Origin of the sequence: Solwaraspora sp. WMMD1047, assembly GCF_029626155.1 — a bacterium.
Classification (GTDB): domain Bacteria; phylum Actinomycetota; class Actinomycetes; order Mycobacteriales; family Micromonosporaceae; genus WMMD1047.
In genome coordinates, this window is record NZ_JARUBL010000001.1 from 7,429,670 (window position 1) to 7,449,882 (window position 20,213).

The window sequence follows — 20,213 nt, forward strand, 5'->3', positions numbered from 1 at the left end:
TCAGACCTGCTCGCACAGGTCGCTCAGCAGTACGCCGGGCCGCGCCAGCACCGAGAAGTGGTCGCCGGTCAGCAGGCGGCGACGGAACCGGCCGGTGGTGAGCGCCGACCAGCCGTCGATCTGTGCCGGTGTGCACCCGGGATCGTCGACGCCGAGGTAGGCCACGATCGGGGTCCGCACCGGAGGTGCCGGCGCGGCCGCGTGGGCGTCGAGCAACGCGACGTCGGCCCGCAACGGGGCCAGCACCAGTTCTCGAAGCTCGGCGTCGTCGAGTGCCTCGTCGGGTATGCCACCGAGGGCGTGGAACCGGGCGAGCATGTCGGCGTCGTGGGTCGGCCCGGGCGCCCGGTCGGCCAGGTGCGGTGCCTCCCGGCCGGAGATCACGAGCAGCCGTGGCGGCCGGCCAGCGGCCTCCAACCGGGCCGTGACCTCGTACGCCACCACGGCACCCATGCTGTGCCCGAAGATCACCACCGGGCCCGGCAGGTCGATGACCGCCTCGGCGACGAGTCCGGCCAGCTCGGCGATCGTCCGGGCGGCCGGCTCGAGGTAGCGGTTCAGCCGACCCGGGTAGCAGGCCGCGGCGAGCGCCACGTCCGCCGGTAGGAATGCGGGCCAGCCCCGGAACGCCGTGGCGTTGCCCCCGGCGTGCGGTAGGCAGACGAGCGTGAACCGTGCCCCGGGCACGGGGCGGTACCAGCGCAGGTCCTCACCCATCAAGACGCTGCAGCTCGGCGCGGGTCCACTGGTCCGTGGCGGCGAGCAGATCGACCAACGCGCCCGCCTTCGTCGGCACCGCCGAGTACATCGGGGTGAAGCGGGCCCCGCGCAGGCGCTTGGTGTCCCAGCCGGTCGGACCCAACCGGATACGGCGCAGGCGGCGCTGGTAAGCGAGTTCGACCGGCAGGTAGTACGCGGCGTTGAAGTAGCCGGCCACTGCCCTGGCCCGGGGCAGGTGCAGGCCGGCGCTGTACAGCAGCAGTTCGGTGGCGCCGACGACGAGCACCGCGGAGGCGACCGGCCCGGCCTCGTCCTCCACCAGAGTCAGCACGAAGTCGTCGCCCCAGCGGTCCAGCAGCCGGCCGTAGATCGGGATCGCCCGGGTGTCGTCGCTGTGCTCACCCCGCTGCCGGTAGGCGCTGGCGCTGAGCGCGGCCGCCGTGGCCAGGTGTGGTCGGGCCTGCTCGCCGAGGTACACGTGAGCCGGGCCGCCGCCGCGCAGCCGGATCTCCCGTCGCGCGTTGTCCCGGTGTCCCTTCGGCAGCGCTTCCAGGTAGTCCGCCGGCCCGTTGCCCGGCAGCTCGATGGTGGGATAGAGGTCGGTCACACCGAGGGTGAAGCCGGCCGCGACCAGCGCCGGGAGCAGCGGGTCCCCGGCCGGGCAGTGCAGCACGGCCGGGGTGGCGTCGTTCTGCTTCGCTTCCCGCAGCAGCGCGGCGACCAGCGTGTCCAGGTCGGTAGCGGTGGCCGACGCGCTGGTCAGCGGGGAGCCGTAGCCCGTGGCGGAGCTGACGAGGAACCGCGGATGCGCGTCGCGGGCCGCGCCCACGAGCTGCGCTGGCGGTTGCCGACCGGCGGGCGCACCGCCGGCGACCGCCACCGGATCCATCCGGGCGCTGACTCCGTCCGGGCCGCGCAGCCAGAGTGCGGGACCGCCGTCCGGGACGAGGAAGGCGACGTCGTCGCTGACCCCGGCGGCCCAGCGCCAGTCGTCGCGCGGGTCGGCGGGTCGACGCGCCCACGACCGAACCGTGGACCGTGGATCGGTCAGTACGCGGACCCGGGTCGTGGTCGTACGGATCGTCAGCTTCTCGGTGGCGGCCGCGGCGGCGTGGGCGGCACCGTCCGCATCCGACCCGGTCGCCAGCACCCGGCCCAGCCGGTCCCAGGAGGATTCCAGCGCACCGACCTGGTCACCGGGCGCGGTGGTCAGCCGAAGGTCCACCACCCCCGGCACAGCCCGTGCCGCCTCCGCGCCCTGCACGGTGGTGACCAGGCCGGGCTCGGCGGTCAGGAACCGCACCGCTGCCCCGCGTTCGGCCCGATCCGGGCGGACCGGCGTTCGGCCGGACAGGACAGCGACCAGGTCGGCCACCAGGTTGCCACCGTAGGCCAGGTCGATCAGCGGCACGATCTCGTCGCCGGGCAGTCGGCCGGCACACTCCACCAGGTGCGGCTGGTCGTCGACCAGAATCCATTCCGCGTGCAGAGCTCCGCTGACGAAGCCGGTGGCGGCGATCAGGTCGCGCATCGCCGCGCAGATCCACTTCTCGATCCGCTCGTCGACCGGCGCCGGCACCAGGTGACCGAGCTCCACCGGATAGCGGCCGGGCAGCACCGTCTTGGCGGTGATGTTCAGGAAGACGAGCGCCGTCTCCTGCACCAGCGCTTCGGCGCTCACTTCGGGACCGTGTAGTCGTTCCTCCACCAGATAGCGCGGCGGCGGTCCGCCGGGGGCACGCATGAGCGGCTCCTCCACGCCGACCGTGTGTCGCCACGCCTCAGCCCGGTCGTCGCCGGGTCCAAGCAGCTGCACACCGAGACTCGCCTGGCGATTGGCCGGCTTGAGCACACAGGACGGCGCCGGGAAGGCGAGCACGTCGCTCGCCGAGCTCACCTCTCGCCACCGCGGCTGGGCGAGTTCGGCGCCCGCAGCGGTCCGTAGCTCGATCTTGTCACGGAGCAACCGGGCGGCGGGGACCCCGGCGCCGGGCAGTCCGAGGTGGGCTGCCAGTGCCGCTGCTCCCACCACGCCGTACTCCAGACCGGGCAGAACCGCGGTGACGCCTGCGGGCAGCGGCCAGCGGGACACCTGCTCGGTCACGCGGTCCTCGTCCTGCACGGGGAGCTCGACGAGCTCCGCCACACAGGGGAACGCGGCCATCCGCTCGCGGACCTGTCTGACCCTCGCGACGTGTGGATCCTCCACGATGGTCAGACTGCCGGGTGGCAGGACCGCGTTCAGAGCCGGCAGGATGCCGGCGCCGAAGCCAACCATCACCAACGCTGTATCGACCATTTCGCCCCCCCGCAGGTGCCACCAAGGTTCTGCGATGCTCTAGCATCGTCGAGAATCTCTCAAATAGACGTTACCTTGATGTTTCGTCGTTACCTCTCCAGGGTCGGCTTGACGATGGTCATGAAAGAGTGGCTGCGCGCATACGTGCCAGCCACACCTTCCGCCCGCACATTGATGGTTGTCACCATCACCGATGCCGTGGGAGGTGGCCTCTACTTGTCCGGCTCGGTGATCTACTTCGTTGACGGGATCGGTCTGCCCGCAGGCAGCGTGGGCGCCGCGCTGACCGTCGCCGGGCTGGCCGGGTTCCTGGCCTCGGTACCACTGGGCATGCTAGGCGACCGAATTGGCACGAAACGTTTGCTCATCGGGCTACAGGCCTGGCGTGCCCTGATGCTGGTCGCATTGTCCTTCGTCACCGGTCTACCCGGTTTTCTGCTCGCCGCCATCGGTCTCACCATCGCCGCGCGATCGGTTTCGCCGGCCACCCAGGCTGTGGTTGCTGTGGTGATGAGCGAGAAAGACCGGGTGACGACGATGGCGCTGATGCGCTCGGTGCGCAACGTCGGATACTCCGTCGGCGCGGCTCTGACCATACCGATCTTCGCGGCGGACAACCCGTCGGCCTATAAACTGATCATGTTGGGCAACGCTGCGACGTTTGTGCTCTCCGTCCTGCTGCTGCTACGTCTCAAGGTGCCGAGCGCGGTCCCGCTGCCCGCTGGTCGCCGGCGCTTTCCGCAGGGAGTCCGGGACTGGCCGTTCGTGCGCCTTGCCATGGTCAACGGCGTCCTGTCGCTGCACATGACGATGCTGTCGGTCGGCATCCCGCTGTGGGCGCTGGCCAGCGGTGCTCCCACCTGGACGGTGTCGCTGCTCTTCATCCTCAACACCGTGTTGACCGTGCTGCTGCAGGTGGCCTCGGCCCGGGGCAGTGGGCATCCCGGTTTCGGCGATCGGGCGCTGCGGCGTTCCGCGGTGGCACTGGTGGCCTGCTGCGTGATCTTCGCGGCGGCGTCGCTGGGTGACCAGTGGGTGGCCGTGGCCGCGCTGACCGCCGGAGCGGTCGCCCTGACCGCCGGCGAACTCCTGCAGTCCGCCGGCGGCTGGGAACTGTCCTTCCGGCACTCTCCTGCCGACCGGCGGGCGGAGTACCTGGCGGCATTCAACCTCGGACCGGCCGCCATCGACATCGTCGGCCCCGTGCTGCTGACCGCGGTGGTGGCCTACCGCTCGCCTGGCTGGCTTGCCCTGGCCGCGGTGTTCGCCGTGGCCGGTCTACTGGTGCGTCCCGCGGTCCGGTCGCTTGGGTAGCAGCAGGCCGCGGAGGACGTCCCCGGGCTCACCGGCCCGTACCGAGTTCGTCCACCGCCTCGGTCAGGGCGCGCAGGGTCGGCTGTTCGAACATCACCGCCAGGCGCACCGGCGCACCGAACTCCTTGCGGACCCGGGAAATCACACTGAGGGCCGAGATGGACGTGCCACCGAGATCGAAGAAGTCGTCGTCCGGGCCGATGTTGTCGGTCCGCAGCACCCGGCACCAGATCGCGCGCAGCCGTGCGTACGTGTCGTCGCCGGCGGGCACGGCCGGCGCCGGCGGCGCGGCGGTCCGAGCCGTGACGACCAACGCCGCGAGGGACCCGCGGTCCAGTTTGCCGTTGGTCGTGTGCGGCAGTGTGTCCCGGATCAGCACCGTGGTCGGCACCATCGGCTGAGGTAGCAGGTTCGCCGCGTCTGCCCGGATGGTCAGCGGGGTCACCGACGCCTGATCGGTGGTCAGGACTGCGGCCAGCTCAAGCTCGCCATCCTCGTCGGGGTAGGCACAGACCCCGACCTCGGTGACCCCGTCCAGCTTGGCGAGGGCGTCCTCGACCTCGGCGGGCTCGACCCGGAAGCCTCGGATCTTCACCATCGCGTCGCTACGCCCCCGGTGGAAGAGGACGCCCTCGGCGGTCAGCTCCCCGCGGTCGCCCGTGACGAACTCGGGCACGCCGTCCGGGCCGGGCACGGCAAGGTCCACCAGTCCGTCCTGACGCCACAACCTGGGCTTGACGAATCGGCTGCGGATCACGATCCGGCCGTCCCCGTCGGTCCGCACGTCGACCCCGTCGACCGGGCCGCCCAGTGGAATCCGGTCCGGCACCGGCGCACCCGGTGGCAGCTGGAACAGCCGGGTCAGGCCGGTCTCGGTGGAGTTGAGCCCGGTGGCGCGGACGGCGTTCGGGAACAGCCGCCCCAGCACCGCGAAGTCCCTGCCCAGCACCGGTTCACCACCGATGTAGGCCAGCCGGACCGCGGGCACCGACCCGGTGGGGACCACCTTCGCCAGCTGGCGCAGGAAGGACGGAAAACCGTAGAACATGGTGACCTTCTTCTCGGCCAGCCACTCCGGCATGCCGTGTACGCCGTCCTGCCGGAACGAGTACGGCGCCACGGCCGCCCCGTTGAGCAGGCCGATCACCAGGTTCGACACGGCGGTCACCACGCCGTCCGCGCTGATCAGGGAGACCCGGTCGGTGGGGCCCACACCCAGCGGCACGTGCCGGCGTACGTTCTGCAGCATGTCGCCGCGGGTCTGCGCGACAGCCTTCGGGATTCCGGTCGAACCGGAGGTGAACAGCACGTACGCCAGGTCGTCCGGACCGGCGGCGTGGGCGGGCCGGACGGTGGAGTGACCCGGCGGAACCACCAGCCCTTCCGGCTCCCCCGACGCGTCGCGCTCCCCCGACGCGTCGCACAGCACCGTCGTCGCGCCGAGCAGCTGCCGCATCTCGCGCCGCCGATCGACCGGAAAGTGCGGATTGACCACGACGAACGGCCGCCCGGCCTTGAGCACGCCGAGCTGGGCGGCGATCATCTCCACCGGGTCGGTGAGGGTGAGCACCACCGGGTCGGCTGGCTCGCCGGGCAGCGCCGCCACCAGGTCGGCCACCACGTTCGCCCGGCCGTCCAGTTCGGCGAAACTCACCACCCGGTCCCGTGCCATGATCGCGGCACGGTCCGGGCCGGCGTCGACGACGGCCTCGAAGGCATCGGTCACGGGACAACGCATCACGATTTCGCCTCCGGGAACACCTCGGCCACCACGGGCAGCAGTTCGGGCCACTCCACCGGTGCGACCCGGCCCGCGTCGAACTGTCGGTCCAGCCACTCGTTGATCCGCAGCACCCGCGGGTCGTCCTTCCCGCACTCCACCCCCAGGTGCTGCTTGAGCAGGAACAGCACGCCCGCCTGGCCGGAGTCCTTGGTCAGGGCCACCTCCAGGGGACGGCCGACCAGATCCGGAGCGTTGAACGGGGTGTACATCCACCAGAACTTGTTCAGCCCGTCGGCGTGGATGCCGGCCCGGGTGACGTACGCGTCGCGGCCGAAGAGCGGATACTTCGCCGAGGGGCCGACGCCGAGCCCGGTGTACAGCTCGGCGAGCCGGTTGATCTGGCGCAGGTCCACCTCCCGCGTGTTCCAGAAACCCATCCCGAGCATGTGCACCATGACCGCCTCGACCGGGGCGTTGCCGGTGCGCTCGCCCACGCCCAGGCAGCATCCGCTGACCACGCCGCAGCCGGCCCGGATGGCCGCCAGGCAGTTGGCCAGTGCCAGACCGGTGTCGTTGTGCGGGTGAATCTCGATCTGGTTGGCGGACAGGCCCAGACCGCGCATCAGACGGATCCAGCGCGGCACGCTGCGCGGCAACGCGACATCCTCGAACGGCAGGCCGATGCCGAGCGTGTCGCAGATCCGGAACCGCGGCGCCAGCGCTGCCGGGTACCGCTGCGCCAGCCGCAGGACCTGCTCGGTCAGCCACTCGACGTAGCCCGGATCGGACCTGGTGGTGTCCTCGTAGTGCACCCTGGGTCGGATGCCGTGGTCCAGGGCGATCTCCACCGCCTCGAGGTACATGGCGGCGGCCTTGGCCCGGTCACCCGAGGTGAACTTGTGGTAGGTGTGGAAGTCCGACGTCGAGCTGAGCAGCCCCGTCTCGGTGATGTTCAGGTCCTTGATGAGCAGCACGTCGGCCCGCCGGCCGCGGATCCACGTGGTGGGCTCCAGCGGAGCGCCGCCCTTGTGCCGGTCGATCGCGTACTCGAGCGCGTCCCGGTCGGAGTGCCGGTACGGGAAGAACTCCGCCTGCCGGATCGCCCCGGAGGTGCCGGTCACCTGGCACAGCAGGTCGTAGATCTCGATGCTGGTGGCGGTGTCGAGCGGCAGACCGCCCTGCTGGCCGTCGCGGTGGGTGGTCTCGGAGATCCACACGTCGTCCGGCAGGGTGGCCGGGCGCTCGGTCCAGTCGTACCGGGGAAACTCCTCGCGCGGAAACACCGCCGGGAAGTACTCCGGCTGGTCGGGGTTGATCAACTTCGCCATGGTTGCTCCCTCAGAACTCGGTGCGGTGGTAGCGCGCCGCCGCCAGCGGCAGCTCCGCACAGAACCGCGCGAAGCGCTGCTCCGCTTCGGCGACCGACGCGGCGGTCACCCCGGACGCCACCCGGGCGGCCGGCGTGAGCGCCTTGGCCAGGCGCAGGAACTCGGTGATCTGGCCCGGGGTCATCCCCTTGCCGAGCAGGTAGGGCACCCCCCAGAAGTCCAGCCCGTTGACCGGCATCCAGGCGGCCTCCCGCACCGACGCGAAGATGTGGTCGGCCGCGTCGAGGGCCTGGTTGGAGTTCATCGTGCGGTGCGACCAGGTGTAGCCGTTGCCGGTCAGGTCGAACTGCGGGGCGCGCACGTGGATCGGCGTGGCGTGCAGGTAGTACCAGTGGTTGACGGCGAAGGTGTCCGGCGCGGTGTCGTTGAGGAAGTCGATGGTGTTCTGCACCGTCTCCTCGCTCTCGCCGGGAAAGCCGACCACGAACGAGGCATGGGTGAAGATGTTGCGCTTGCGTAGCTGCTCGATGCCGAACCGGTAGTCGTCCACGGTGGCCCGCTTGTCCATGTTGCGCAGCACCCGGTCGTCGCCCGACTCGATGCCCAGCAGCACCCCACGGCAGCCGGCCTCGTACATCAGGTCGTAGACTCCCGGCTCCTTCGCGTGCCCGCACCGGAAATAGGAGAACCACTCGATGCCGAAGTTCCGCCGGGCCATCATCCGGCACAGCTCCTTGAACCGACGCATCGGCACGTTGAAGGTGTCGTCGATGAACGCCACCCGGGTGACGCCCAGCTCCGCCAGCGCCGTCAACTCCCGCTCCACCGTTTCGACGCTGGCCAGGGTGAGCTTGCCGGCGCGCTCCGGGTAGTCGCAGAACGCACACTCGAACGCGCAACTGCGCGCGGTCCGGGTCGACAACGTGGGGCCCAGCCGCTCCGGGTCGAACGACGACCACTGCACCGCGCACTCGTCGAGCACGTTCGTCTCCGGCCGACGCCGGGTCAGCTTCCAGTCGCCGGCATCGTCACGCAGGAACAGGTTCGGCACCTCGGACAGCGGTGTGCCGGCGGTCAGGGCGGCCACCACCGCGAGCAGGGTGGCCTCCCCCTGCGACTCCCACACGTACACGTCCGCGCCGGTACGGTCGAGGAACCGCTGCAGCTTTGCCGCGTCACCGGCCCGGCACTGGTTGTCCACCAGCGGGCCGCCCACGATGATCGGCACCGTCGGGGCGTGCTGCCGGACGAACTCGATGATCTCGATGACCGGCCCCGGCATCATGTAGAACGTGGTCGTGATGGCCACCGACGCCGGCTGCTGGGCCAGCAGTTCGACCAGCCGGTCCTTCTCGTACGTGAAGCAGTTGACGAACTCCGCCGGGTGCCCCCGCCGACGCAGGTAGTTCACCAGATAGAGGGTGCCCAGACTGGGCAGTTCCGCCACGGTCCAGATACCACCCCGGGGACCCGGGTCGCGCAGCGCGCTCAGCGCGTCCAGGTACGGACGGTAGGTACCGTGCATGCCCACGTTGGTGCGGCGCAGGCTGCGCACCGGCGCCGGGATGTACTCGGTCTCGGCGAGAGCCATCGCCAGCTCGTCCCCGGAAACCTCGCTCTCGTGATAGCCGATCACCAGGCAGTCAACCATCGTTCACCCCGTACGGCACCGTGATGGTCTTGGCGACACTCATCTCGCGGATCGCGTACCGCATTCCCTCGCGGCCGTAGCCGCTGGCTTTCACCCCGCCGAACGGGATGTGCGGTGAGTCGTAATGGGGTCCCTCGCCCAGGTTCACGGCGCCCACCCGCAGGCGCTCGGCGATCCGCCAGAAGGCGTCGCTGTCGCGGGTCAGCACGCCGGCCTGCAACCCGTACGCGGTGGAGTTCGCCACGGCCACCGCCTCGTCCGCGTCCCGGACCCGGATCACCGGGGCGACCGGGCCGAACGTCTCCTCGGTCACCAGTACGGCGTCGGCCGGGACCCGGTCCAGCACCGTCGGCGGGACCAGCGCGCCCTCCCGCGTGCCACCGAGCAGCAGCCGGGCCCCGGCCGCCACCGCGGCGTGTACGCGATCCAGCACCTCGGTCGCCGCCGGCTCGTCGACGAGCGGACCCACGTCGGTTGCCGGGTCGCGCGGGTCACCGCAGCGTTTCGCCGCCGCCGCGACGACCAGCCGTGACACGAAGGCATCAGCCACCGCGGCCGTGACGATCACCCGCTTGATCCCGCGACAGGACTGCCCCGCGGTGGCGAACGCGCCGTCAGCGGCCAGGCTGGCGGCGCGGTCCAGGTCGGCGTCGTCCAGCACGATGAGCGGATCGTTGCCGCCCAGTTCCAGGAGCAACTTGCGGCCCGCCGCAGCGGCGGCGACCGCCCGACCGGCCGGCACCGAGCCGGTGAACGTGACCATGTCGATCAGCGGGTGGCCGGTGAGCGCCGGTCCGACCGTCCGGGGGTCTCCGGTGACCACCGCCAGCATCCCCGCCGGCAGACCTGCCTCCAGGAGCAGTTCGGCGAAGGCCAGGGCGGTCAGTGGGGTCCGCTCGGAAGGTTTGAGCACCACCGTGCACCCGGCGGCGATCGCCGGTGCCAGCTTGACCACCACCTGGTTCAACGGCCGGTTGAACGGCGTGATGGCGGCGACCACACCAACCGGCTCGGGCACCGTGACCGCGAGCCGGGCCGCCCCGGGCACCGGGATCGCCTCGCCCCGCAGCCGCACGGCCTCCGCCGCGGCCACCTCCAGGTTGGCGCAGGCGCGGGCCACTTCACGGCTGGTTTCCCGCCGGCACACCCCGGATTCCGCGGTGCTCCGGGTGGCGAACTCGTCCGCGCGCTGGCGGAGCAGCTCCGCGCACCGGCCGAGGATCCGGGCGCGCTGCTCGGCGGGGAGCGCCGGCCGCCGAGCGGCGACGGACCTGACCGCATGGTCCACGTCCACGGCAGAGTCGAGCGCTACCGAACCCAGGACGGCGCCAGTCCATCGGTCGTGGACCGGGCGGGTGTCGCCGGTCGCCTTCCGGACTCCGTCGATGAACATGTCACTCGTCGTCCGTGCGTACGACGAACCGGGACTCGAGCTCCGAGATTCGGGAGTAGTCGAAGACCTCGAACAGCTCGTCGAAACCCATCCGCAGGCCGTACTTGTCCCAGAAGTCCTGCGTGGTGCCGGTGTCGCGCAGTTCGGCGAACATCTTGCGCAGGATCGAGGTGGCCGCCAGCCAACCGGAGAGGGGATAGATCGCCAGGTTGTATCCGATCGACTCCAGCTCCTTGGCGGTCAGCCAGGGCGTCTTGCCGCCTTCCACCATGTTGGCCAGCAGCGGCGCGTCGATGGCGTCCCGGACGATCTTCATCTCGTCGACGCTGAGCATCGCCTCGAGGAAGATGCAGTCCGCGCCGGCCGCCACGTACTCCCGGGAACGCCGGATCGCCTCGTCCAGCCCCAGCTTCTCGCGGGCGTCGGTGCGCGCGATCAGCACCCAGTCCGGATCGGTCTTGGCCTCCACGGCCGCCTCGATCTTGCCGATCATCTCTTCGGTGCTGATCAGCCGCTTGCCCTCCAGGTGACCGCAGCGCTTCGGCACGACCTGGTCCTCCAGGTGACCACCGACGATGCCGGCCCGCTCGAACTCCCGTACACACCGCCAGGTGTTCATCGCGTTGCCGTAACCGGCGTCGATGTCCATGATGACCGGTAGGTCCACGGCCATCGTGATGTTCTTGGCGTTCCACGCCATCTCGGTGGTCGTGGTGAACCCCAGGTCGGGCAGACCCAGCATGCTCGCCGAGGTGCCGGAACCGGTCATGTGCACGGCCTGGAAGCCGGTCTGCTCGATCACCTTGGCGGACAGGGCGTCGTACGCGCTGGGTACGACCAGGATCTCCGGTGCGTTCATCAGCTCGCGGAAGCGGTGCGCGTGAGTCGTCATGCTGCCTCTCCTCGGGTGGGTGCGGGTGTTGCGGTCGGGACTTCCTCGGCCAGCCGCAGGAGTTGGTTGTACTTGGCGAGCCGGTCGCCCCGCCGCGGCCCGCCGACCTTGATCAGGTCGGCGCCGAGTGCGGTGGCGAGGTCGCAGATCACCGTGTCGTCGGTCTCTCCGGAACGGTGCGAGACGCAGATCGCCAAGCCGGCGTCGTGCGCCCGCGCCGCGGCGGCGAGCACCCCGCTGACCGTGCCGATCTGACTCGGCTTGAGCAGGATCGCGCCGGCCAGGCCCGGTTCGATCCGGATCGCGTCGGTGGCGAACAGGTCGTCGCCGACCACCCGGGTCGACGCCGGCAGGCCCTGCGGCAGCGCGCGCCAGGACGACTCGTCGCCGGAGTCGAAAGGGTCCTCCAGATACTCGATGTCGTGCCGGCTGGCCTGCTCGCACAACACCTCGGCGAGGGCGGCGGCGGTCAGCGTACGGTCGCCGAGGCGGTACGCGCCGCGGTAGTACAGATGCTCGGCGGCGACATCCACACCGACCCGGACCGTACCGGTCAGCCCGGTGTCGGCGATGACCTTGGTGAGCAGCTGCAGCTGCTCGGCGCTGTCCAGCGGCACCATGAGTCCGCTGGACGCGGAGAGCCCCGGCTCACCGAAGCACTGCCGGGCCGCGGCGGCCGCAGCCGCCCACACCCGGCAGGCGACCTCGATGTCGGAGACGATCGAGCCGGTTCGGGGCACCGCCATCACCTGCTGGTATCCGCGCGCCGGACCGGCGTCGTGGATGCCACCGGAGAAGATGTTGACCAGCAGTCGGGGCATTCCCGGCTCGGTGCCGGCCAGGTCGGCCAGGTAGCGCCAGAGCGGCACCCCCGTCGCCCGGGCCCCGGCCCGGGCGTACGCGACCGACACCGCGAGCACCGCGGAGACCCCGACCGCCGGCAGGTCGTCGGCGAGCCGCGCGTCCACCTCGGCCTGCGTGTCCGCCGGACCGACCACTGCGGACAGGCGTGCTGCCGGTGCGGGCAGCGGCCCCAGCGCGGGGGAACCGCCGATCGGACGCTCCCGAAGTCCCGGTGCGATCGCCCGTGGGCAGGAGCCCCGCCCCCGGGTACCGTCCGCGAGCGTCACCTCCGCCTCGACGGTCGCCGCCGCCCGCGAGTCGAGAATGCCGCGCATCCGAATTCCGGTGACCCGCATCAGCCCACCCGGAGGTCGGCGGTGCGGAGGGCGGTCAACCACGGCATCAGTTCGCTGGCCCGGTGGACCGGCAGACCTCCCCCACCCGCGTCGCGTTCGCCGAACGAGACGATGTCGTCCGGCGTCACCCCGGGGCCGGCGACCACGGTCGGCACCGGGTCCGGCGAGTGAATGCCCAGCTCGCATGGGGTGGCGTGATCGCAGGTGACCACCAGCGTGTCGGCCGGGCGGAGCCCGGCGACCAACGGACCGACGAATGCGCAGTCGATGTCGGCGATCGCGGCCGTCTTCGCGGCCGGCTGCCCGTCGTGCCCCGGCTCGTCCGGTCCCTTGAGGTGGGCGAACACCACGTCGCTCGGGTCGGCCAGCAGGCGCGGCACCAGCTCGGCGTAGAACTCGGCGTCGGTCTGCCCCGGTCCCTTCCGGGCCACCACGAAGTCGGCGCCGATCAGCGAGGCCAGCCCGCGTTCGGCCGGGACCTGCCCGTACATCCGCAGCGACCCGCCAGCGAACGGGGGCAGCGTGGGCAGGGTGTCCCCGCCGTCGCGGATCAACAGCAGGTTGGCCGGCCGCCGACCCTGCGCCACGCGCCGCCGGTTCACCTCGCTGCGCTGCAGCACCTCCGCGCTGGCCGTGACGAACTCGTTGACCACCGCCGCGGTACGGTGCGCCGCCGGGTCGTCCACCAGTGCCCGGCAGGGCAGCGGGCGGTTCTCCGGGGTCTTGACCGGGATGCCGAACGCCCCCACGTTGGCGAATCCCGGGTCGGTGTTGCTCACCCGCCCCGACAACGGCAGGCCGGTGCTGGAAAAGGCCAGGATGCCACGGTGCCGGGCGAAGCCGGTCAGCTCGAAGTGCAGCCCGTCACCCAGCCGTACGCCGGCGACGATCTCCGCCACCAACACCGCGAGGTCCTCGTCGGCCAGGTCCCGGGAGGTACGCCGGTCGAGCTGCCCGGTCCGCGGGTCCCAGCTGGCGAAGTTGATCCGGAATGCCACCGGGGTGCCTCCGGCGGACCAGAACCCCATGCCGAGCCCCTCCAACGGGCCCCGGCCGGTGTAGTGGCGTACCGGGTCGTAGCCGAGCAGCGCCATCGTGCCGGAGTCCGACTCCGGGGGCACGTCGGGCGCGATCACCTCGAGCAGGCCGCTGGCCCCACGCCGCGCGAGCGCGTCCAGGTGTGGGGTGGTGGCGGCCTCGAACGGCGTCCGGCCACCCAGCGCGCCGATCGGCCGGTCGGCGCCGCCGCACAGCGCGATGATGATGATGCGTCCGTCAGCCATGGTCTCTCTCCTCGATCACCCGGGCCACCGCGGGCGGCACCAGGTCGGTCCAGTCGTGCCCGGCGGCGATCGCGGCCCGTACCCGGGAACCGCTGATCGGCTTGTCGGTCCGCCGCCACATCACCTCGGTGGTCAGCCCCAGCCGGCGGAAGCGCTCCACCTTGGTGTCGCCCCACTCGTCGTAGACGGTCAGCAGGTAGACGGCCCGGTGGGGTGCGTAGTAGGCCAGCCGCTCAGGGAAGCTGTGCGGGAACGGCACGATCCGAAACCGGTCGGCGGTGACTCCCGCCTCACGCAGCGCGCCCTCCACCATCAGGTAGCGCTCGTAGTAGGTGAACGGATTGGACTCCGGCAGCCCGCGCAGCGGGTCGGTCTGCTCGACGGCGATCAGCGTGGGGTCCGGGTTGGTGATGCCGACGACCAGCAGGTCGGCGCGTTCGGCACCGGCGAGCAGATACTCCAGGTGGCCCCAGTGCAACGGCTGGAAGCGGCCGTGGATCACCGCGACCGGGTGCCGACTCATCGCTTCTCCCCAGCCGTCAGCGGCGCTGCGGCGACCGGGGTGGTTTCGGTTGGGGCGGTGACGAAGGACCGGAAGCGCCGGGCCACTTCGGCCGGAGTCACGGTGGGGCGCCCCAGCCCGCCCAGCGCCCCGGCGCGGATGGGCAGGTGGATGAGGGCGGGCCCGGCCCCGGCGAGCGCCGCCGGCAGGATGTCGGCCAGTTCCGGTATCGAGGAACAGGTGTATACGTCGCGGTAGCCGCAGGCCGCGGCGACGCCGGCGAGGTCGATGCCGACGGACCCGGTGGACTGCCCGCCGGTGGATTCGTGCTGCCCGTTGTCGAGCACCAGATGCACCAGCCCGGCCCGACCGTACCGGCCCACCGTCGCCAGTGCCCCCAGCCGCATCAGCACCCCGCCGTCGCCGTCGATCACGATGACCGGCCGGGTCGTCTGGGTGGCCACGCCCAACCCGACCGACGCCGCCGACCCCATCGCACCGACCAGGTAGAAGTTGGCCGGGCGGTCGTCGAGTGTGTACAGCTCCCGGCTGGTGTACCCGGTGGCCGAGATCAGTGCCGCGTCGACCGGCGCGGTGGCGAGCAGTGCGCTCAGCACCTCGGCCCGGGCCGGTAGCTGCGGCGGGTCCGGCGACCGGCGTACGGTGCACGCGGACCTCGGGACAGGGTCCTCGTACAGCGTCGCCGGGGCCACCGTGTCCTTCTGCATGACGATGGCGTACGGCCGCCGTCCCGTGCTCATGTGCCGCGACGCCGAGCTGAGGACCCGGGACAGCCGCACCGGCTCGGTGGGCAGCAGATCCCACGGGACCTCCATCAGGTCGAGCAGGTCGGTGGTGGTCCGACCCATCAACGCGTGCTGCGGCTCGTCGCGGTACCCGGGCTCGCCGCGCCAGGTGACGAGCAGCAGCGCGGGGATCGACGCCGGATGGAGCAGTGACGTCAGGGGGTTGACCATGTTCCCGAGGCCCGAGTTCTGGCCGATCGCGCAGCCGAGTCCGCCGCCGAGCCAGGCGCCGGCGGCGACGGCGACGGCCTCGCCCTCCTGGGTGGCCGCCAGATAGCACACCCGGGGATCGCTGATCGCCTGGTTGATCACCGGCGTCAGGTAGGAGCACGGCACACCGCTGACCAGCGTGACGCCGTGGTCGACCAGCCCTTCCAGCACGTTCGTCGACGGGATCACCGGACCGGGGCCCCGGCGTCGCGCGACCCGCGAGGCTCCCAGTGTGTGTACCGCTGTTCCTCCTGTTCCAGATCCTCGTACCGGTACAGCGAGAAGATCTCCTTGAGTGGCGCGATGCGATCCTCGACGCCGCTGACGCTCTCCGCAGCCAGTACGGTCCGGCAGGTGTCCCGGATGGCCGCGTAGGCGGCCCGCATGCCGTGGTTGGCCCAGATCACCCCGGCGATGCCGAGTTCCTGGAAGGCCGACATGTCGGTGCGGTGGTACGTGGTCGGGGCGATGATCACCGGGCGTACGTCGCCCCACTGCCGGCAGAAGTCCGCGATCTCCCCCACGTCGGGCTTGCGTGAGTGGATGAAGATCGCGTCGGCGCCGGCCTCGACGTAGGCCGCCGCCCGGTCCAGCGCCTCGGCGACGGTGCCCCCGGCGATCAGCGTCTCCGTCCGTGCCACCAGCATGAACCCTGGATCATCGAGCCCATCGCGGCAGGCCATCAGCTTGCCGCAGAACTCGCTCACCGGCGCGAGGCGGTGTCCGTCGCCGAAGAACGAGTTCATCTTCGGGAACACCTTGTCCTCCAGACACACACCGGCCGCACCGACCCCGTCGGCTGCCCTCACGAAGCGTCGGGCGGTGTTGAAGTTGCCGTAACCCGTGTCACCGTCGACCAGGATCGGTCGGTCGCTGGCCTGGGTCATGGTGCCGACGAGCGCGACCAACTGGTTCCACGACGCCTCGTCGCTGTCCCGTACGCCGAGCGCGGTCGACATGCACAGGCCGGACGCCCAGAGCGCCGCGAAGCCTTCCGCGCTGGCGATCCGAGTGCTCATCCCATCGTGCACGCCCATCAGCTGGGTGCTGGCGCCATAGGTCAGTAGTCGACGCAGGCGGACACCGGCCGATGGGCTCGCCCCGCCACCAATCTCGGAGTAGGACACCAGACCCTCCACTTCGGGCTGTCACCGCACCGACCCTGCGGCGGTGTGGTATCGACTTTGCGGGCGTCGCTGCCCTCGCTACGCGACCCGGCCCTGATCCGGCGGTATGCCGTCGACCAGCAGGGCGCGAACGCCGGTCGCCACCCGGCGCCGGAGACTGAGCTCGGACTCCACCGAGAGGAAGGCCCGGTGCGAGCTGACCACCACGTCGTCGCGATCGAGCAGCTTGCGGGTGACCGGGCCGACGTTGGGATCCTCCGGCGAGAAGACGTCCGATCCGAAGCCGCCGAGACGGCCCGACTCGAGCGCGGCGAGTACCGCCTCGGGGTCGACCAGGCGGCCACGCGCGGTGTTGACCAGGAACGCTCCCGGACGGGCGTGGGCCAGCGCGCCGCTGTCGATCAGGTGCTCGGTCTCCGGGGTGAGTGCGGCGTGCAGGACGACGGCGTCCGCGACGCCGAACAGCTCGGCGACACTGTCCACCGCCGTGACGCCGTGACCGGCCGGCACGTCCGCGGGCACGTACGGGTCGTAGGCGTAGACCCGCCGGTAGAAGGCCTGCAGCTTGCGGGAGGTGGCCCGGCCGATCCGGCCGAAACCGACGATGCCGACGTCCCGTACGGCGGTGCGGCGCGGGACGCCGCCACGGTGGATCCCCCATCGACCGGCCCGGATCAACCGGTCCTGCAGCGGAACGTGCCGTTCCAGCGCGAGCAGCAGGGCGACGGTGTGGGTGCTCACCTCGTCACCGCAGTAGTCGGGCACGTTGAACCCGCAGACGCCCCGGGTCCGCAGCAGGTCGGCGTTGAGGTTGTCGATGCCCACGCCGCTACGCGCGACGACGCGACACCGCGGTCCGGCCGCGTCGAGCAGTTCCGGTGTCACCGGACAGCGGTAGATCACCAGGCCGTCGGCACCGCGCACCGCGTCGAGCAGGCGCTCGTCGGTGGCGTACCCGCGGTCGTGGGGCGCGAAGTCGAGCCCGACATCGGTGCCGAACACCTCATGTTCCACGTGGGCGCGGGCAGCGTCGAACACGCCCGCTCCGTCGACGGCCCAGGCCGGATCGGTGTAGACCACGCGCGGCGCACTCACGAGTCGTAACCCCAGCCGTGCGTGTCGCGCCGGGCGCGCCGGATCGTGGTCGCCGGGGCGTACGTGTTGCTCAGCTCGATCAGATCTAGCACGCCGACGTGCATCCCGGAGCTGAGTTTGAGTACCGCGCCGTCCCCGGTCCAGCGATGGGCGACGAACGGGCCCACCCAGGCCGATCCGTCCGGCCCGGACGTGGCGGTACGCAAGCGGCCGTCCTGGTCGGTCCACTCCAGCGTGAGCTCGCCGTCGAGGATCAGGTAGTGGGTCTCGGCCGGCTCCGCCATCACACCGCCCGCCTCGCCGCTCACCTGGACGAACAGGCCGATCAGATCGGGCAGGTGCGGTGCGCTGGCGGTCGAGGCGACCCGGTAGCCGAGGAAGTCGCGGACGGAGGCGCGGGTCGCGTCCAGGCTCTGGTAGGTCTTGCCCACCGGGTCGTGCCGCCGGACCGGCGGCAGCAGCAGCCGGTAGTCGAACCCGAGCGTGGCGCCCAGTTCCCGCAGCAGGCCCGGATGTCCGGCCGGGTCGGCGAGCGCGGCGGCCAGGTCGGCCTCGCTCACCCCGATCGCCGCGGCGGCACTGGCCTCGTCGTACCCCCGGGCGCCGAACAGCAGTCCGGCCATCTCGGCCGGGGGCAACCCTGACTCGATGAGCTTGGTGAACCGGTCGAATGCCGGATCAGCCCACAGGTTCAGGTCGTCGATCAGCCCGCCCAGGTTCGCCTGGCCGGTGTAGGAGACGATCCGGGCCGGCTCGGTCCCGACCAGCGAGTACGTGTGCGGGCAGTACGAGGGCTCGACATAGGACTCACCGATGATCCAGCTGTCCGGTCCGGTGTTCGCCGCGATCGTCTGCCAGGTGTCCCGGTTCAGCTCGGTGCCCCACCGGCCGTGGATGTCGCCCGGGCCGAGATTGACGGTGATGGCCGGCTCCAGGTGCCCCTTGTTCAGGGCCGGGAGACGGTCCGCGGGACAGAGAATGTCCAGGATGACCGGGGCGACGCGCCCGTGCGGCACGGCCATCGTGTAGTAGTTGTAGAAGTGGATGCCGTCGCGCTGGATCGGGCGGCGGCTGGCGTACAGGTCCTCGGCCGACTGCCACTGCACGGTCAACCCGGAGGCGCCGGTGGTTTCCAGCTGCGCCGTCGAGACGCGTAACGCCGTGGCCACCGAGGCGATCACGTCGTCGGCGACCGGAGCCCCGTCGAGCAGCGCCTGAAGGTCGGTCGGGGACACACCGGCGTGCTGCGCGAGCAGCGCTGGTGTCAGCTTGCGCGCATTCACCCAGTGGTTGAGTTTGAACGGGTCTACCGGCATGGTTCCTCCGCGTCGCGGCGGCTGGCGAGCCACCGCGTGAGTCCGGGAAGGTCAAGCCTGCGTGGGTTGTCGGCGCTGCGCGGGTAGGCGAGCGCCTCGCGGGCCAGGTGTTCAGGGGAGTAGGGAATCCGGTCCAGGGTGGCCAGGCCGTGCCGGTCGAGGAACGCCTCGATCCGCTTGTCCGCGTCCGGGGCGTCGGACGCGCCGAGTGCGGCCACGATCCGGGCCACGACGTCCCGTACCCGGTCCGGTCCGCGCGGGTCCGCGCAGTCGTCGTCGGTGACGGCGGCGTTGAAGCGCAGGATCCGGCCGAACGTCACACCACAGGCGTGCCCGTGTGCCAGTCCGGCGTGCAGGGTCAACGGGTACGACAGGGCGTGCACCACGGTCGTCGGGGCCAGTGCGATGGCCCGGCCGGACAGGTGCCCGGCGGACTGCAGGACCATCCGGACCGCCGCGTCCGGTGGGCCGGCTCCGAGCCGTTCCAGCAGCGAGCCGGCCAGGGTCACCGCGGCGAGCCCGTACGCCGTGGACTCCGCCGTGGCCCGCAGCGACCACGCCGCCTCGGCGCCCTGACACAGCGTGTCCAGCAGTCCGGCGGCGCACTGGGCGGCGGTCAGACCGCCCAGCAGGTCGGGGTCGAGCAGGGCGGCCGCCGGCGGTGCCGTGCCCAACGACAGCTTGCGGTGCGGATCGCGCTGCCAGACGGTGGCGAACGGGGTGACCTCCGCGCCGGTGCCGGCGGTGGTGGGCACGGCCACCAGACGGACCGGCGTGGGTGGCGGCGTGGCCCGCCCGGTGCATGCCGCGGTGACGGCGGCGGCGTCCAACTCCACCCCGCCGGTCAGTGTCACAGCAGCCTTCGCGGCGTCCAGCACGGATCCACCGCCGACCGCGACGACCACCTCGGCGTGGCAGTCACGTAGTTGCCGGGCCAGCGCCGCGACGCCGGCGGGGCGCACCTCGCCCTGGTGGGTGATCCATGCCGGCCGGAGTTCACCGACCGCGCGACGGACGTCCGCCGCCCACGGGCGATCGTCGAATCCTCCGCCGATCACCACCGCGGTCCGTGCCCCCGCCCGGGGCTGGAGTGAGCATCGGGCGGCGACGGCGGGAAGGGCGTGGATGCTACCCGGACCCACGACGAGATCGACCGACATCTACCCTCCCCAGCAACGTGGTAGTTGCACTGAATGGAGAATCCTCGATGTTCCGCCGGTGCGTCAACCCGGTGAATGGTCGACATGGCAAGTTGCCGTACATGATCATTTAACCTTTTCGACACATGCCCTGGTCGCAATAGACATCTAGGGATGTGAACAGGTTGATGCTTGACAAGATCTATCGTGCGACCG

At 71.2% G+C, this 20,213-nt stretch carries 16 protein-coding genes; 1 reads left to right on the plus strand and 15 read right to left on the minus strand.

Features of this window, described 5'->3' with window-relative positions; all coding sequences use genetic code 11:
- Together O7627_RS33855 and O7627_RS33860 are read right to left on the minus strand one after the other, a co-directional pair.
- Positions 1-717, minus strand: coding sequence for an alpha/beta fold hydrolase (locus tag O7627_RS33855; protein ID WP_278097494.1), 717 nt, complete (start codon positions 715-717; stop codon positions 1-3).
- Entirely contained in the window at positions 710-2,998 is a 2,289-nt protein-coding gene (locus O7627_RS33860; protein ID WP_278097495.1) for an ATP-grasp domain-containing protein, read from the minus strand. Before O7627_RS33860 ends, O7627_RS33855 begins: the two co-directional genes overlap by 8 nt.
- Before the next feature lie 99 nt (positions 2,999-3,097).
- On the opposite strand from O7627_RS33860, the gene O7627_RS33865 reads away from it, so the two are divergent.
- Positions 3,098-4,333, plus strand: coding sequence for an MFS transporter (locus tag O7627_RS33865; RefSeq protein WP_278097496.1), 1,236 nt, complete (start codon positions 3,098-3,100; stop codon positions 4,331-4,333).
- A 28-nt stretch (positions 4,334-4,361) separates the two neighbouring features.
- Here the strand turns inward: O7627_RS33865 and O7627_RS33870 are convergent, their stop codons facing one another.
- The 13 genes from O7627_RS33870 to O7627_RS33930 all read right to left on the minus strand — a co-directional run bounded on the left by O7627_RS33870 (position 4,362) and on the right by O7627_RS33930 (position 20,018).
- Positions 4,362-6,071, minus strand: a complete 1,710-nt coding sequence (locus O7627_RS33870) for a non-ribosomal peptide synthetase (protein WP_278097497.1) — start codon at positions 6,069-6,071, stop codon at positions 4,362-4,364.
- On the minus strand, positions 6,071-7,384 hold the full coding sequence (locus O7627_RS33875) for a hypothetical protein (RefSeq protein WP_278097498.1): 1,314 nt from the start codon (positions 7,382-7,384) through the stop codon (positions 6,071-6,073). The genes O7627_RS33870 and O7627_RS33875 overlap by 1 nt, the downstream gene beginning before the upstream one ends.
- Positions 7,385-7,394: 10 nt before the next feature.
- Complete coding sequence (locus O7627_RS33880; protein WP_278097499.1) at positions 7,395-9,035, minus strand: PhpK family radical SAM P-methyltransferase; 1,641 nt, start codon at positions 9,033-9,035, stop codon at positions 7,395-7,397.
- The gene (locus O7627_RS33885; RefSeq protein WP_278097500.1) at positions 9,028-10,428 is read right to left on the minus strand and encodes an aldehyde dehydrogenase family protein; all 1,401 of its coding nucleotides are present in this window, start codon (positions 10,426-10,428) and stop codon (positions 9,028-9,030) included. The genes O7627_RS33880 and O7627_RS33885 overlap by 8 nt, the downstream gene beginning before the upstream one ends.
- Before the next feature lies 1 nt (position 10,429).
- The gene (gene bcpA, locus O7627_RS33890) at positions 10,430-11,320 is read right to left on the minus strand and encodes a carboxyvinyl-carboxyphosphonate phosphorylmutase (RefSeq protein WP_278097501.1); all 891 of its coding nucleotides are present in this window, start codon (positions 11,318-11,320) and stop codon (positions 10,430-10,432) included.
- Positions 11,317-12,519 (minus strand): hypothetical protein, encoded by a 1,203-nt coding sequence (locus O7627_RS33895; protein WP_278097502.1) that lies wholly within the window; start codon positions 12,517-12,519, stop codon positions 11,317-11,319. Before O7627_RS33895 ends, bcpA begins: the two co-directional genes overlap by 4 nt.
- Positions 12,519-13,802, minus strand: a complete 1,284-nt coding sequence (locus O7627_RS33900; RefSeq protein WP_278097503.1) for a CMP-5'-phosphonoformate--3-phosphoglycerate phosphonoformyl transferase — start codon at positions 13,800-13,802, stop codon at positions 12,519-12,521. The genes O7627_RS33895 and O7627_RS33900 overlap by 1 nt, the downstream gene beginning before the upstream one ends.
- Positions 13,795-14,325 carry an adenylyltransferase/cytidyltransferase family protein gene (locus O7627_RS33905; protein ID WP_278097504.1) on the minus strand — a complete coding sequence of 177 codons (531 nt, stop codon included), beginning with the start codon at positions 14,323-14,325 and terminating at the stop codon, positions 13,795-13,797. The genes O7627_RS33900 and O7627_RS33905 overlap by 8 nt, the downstream gene beginning before the upstream one ends.
- On the minus strand, positions 14,322-15,509 hold the full coding sequence (aepY, locus tag O7627_RS33910; RefSeq protein WP_278097505.1) for a phosphonopyruvate decarboxylase: 1,188 nt from the start codon (positions 15,507-15,509) through the stop codon (positions 14,322-14,324). Before aepY ends, O7627_RS33905 begins: the two co-directional genes overlap by 4 nt.
- Positions 15,506-16,447, minus strand: coding sequence for a phosphoenolpyruvate mutase (aepX, locus tag O7627_RS33915; RefSeq protein ID WP_278097506.1), 942 nt, complete (start codon positions 16,445-16,447; stop codon positions 15,506-15,508). The genes aepY and aepX overlap by 4 nt, the downstream gene beginning before the upstream one ends.
- Before the next feature lie 78 nt (positions 16,448-16,525).
- Positions 16,526-17,542, minus strand: a complete 1,017-nt coding sequence (locus O7627_RS33920) for a C-terminal binding protein (protein ID WP_278097507.1) — start codon at positions 17,540-17,542, stop codon at positions 16,526-16,528.
- The gene (locus O7627_RS33925) at positions 17,539-18,858 is read right to left on the minus strand and encodes a histidine kinase (RefSeq protein WP_278097508.1); all 1,320 of its coding nucleotides are present in this window, start codon (positions 18,856-18,858) and stop codon (positions 17,539-17,541) included. The genes O7627_RS33920 and O7627_RS33925 overlap by 4 nt, the downstream gene beginning before the upstream one ends.
- Positions 18,849-20,018 (minus strand): iron-containing alcohol dehydrogenase, encoded by a 1,170-nt coding sequence (locus tag O7627_RS33930; RefSeq protein WP_278097509.1) that lies wholly within the window; start codon positions 20,016-20,018, stop codon positions 18,849-18,851. The genes O7627_RS33925 and O7627_RS33930 overlap by 10 nt, the downstream gene beginning before the upstream one ends.
- Between the last annotated feature and the right edge of the window lie 195 nt (positions 20,019-20,213).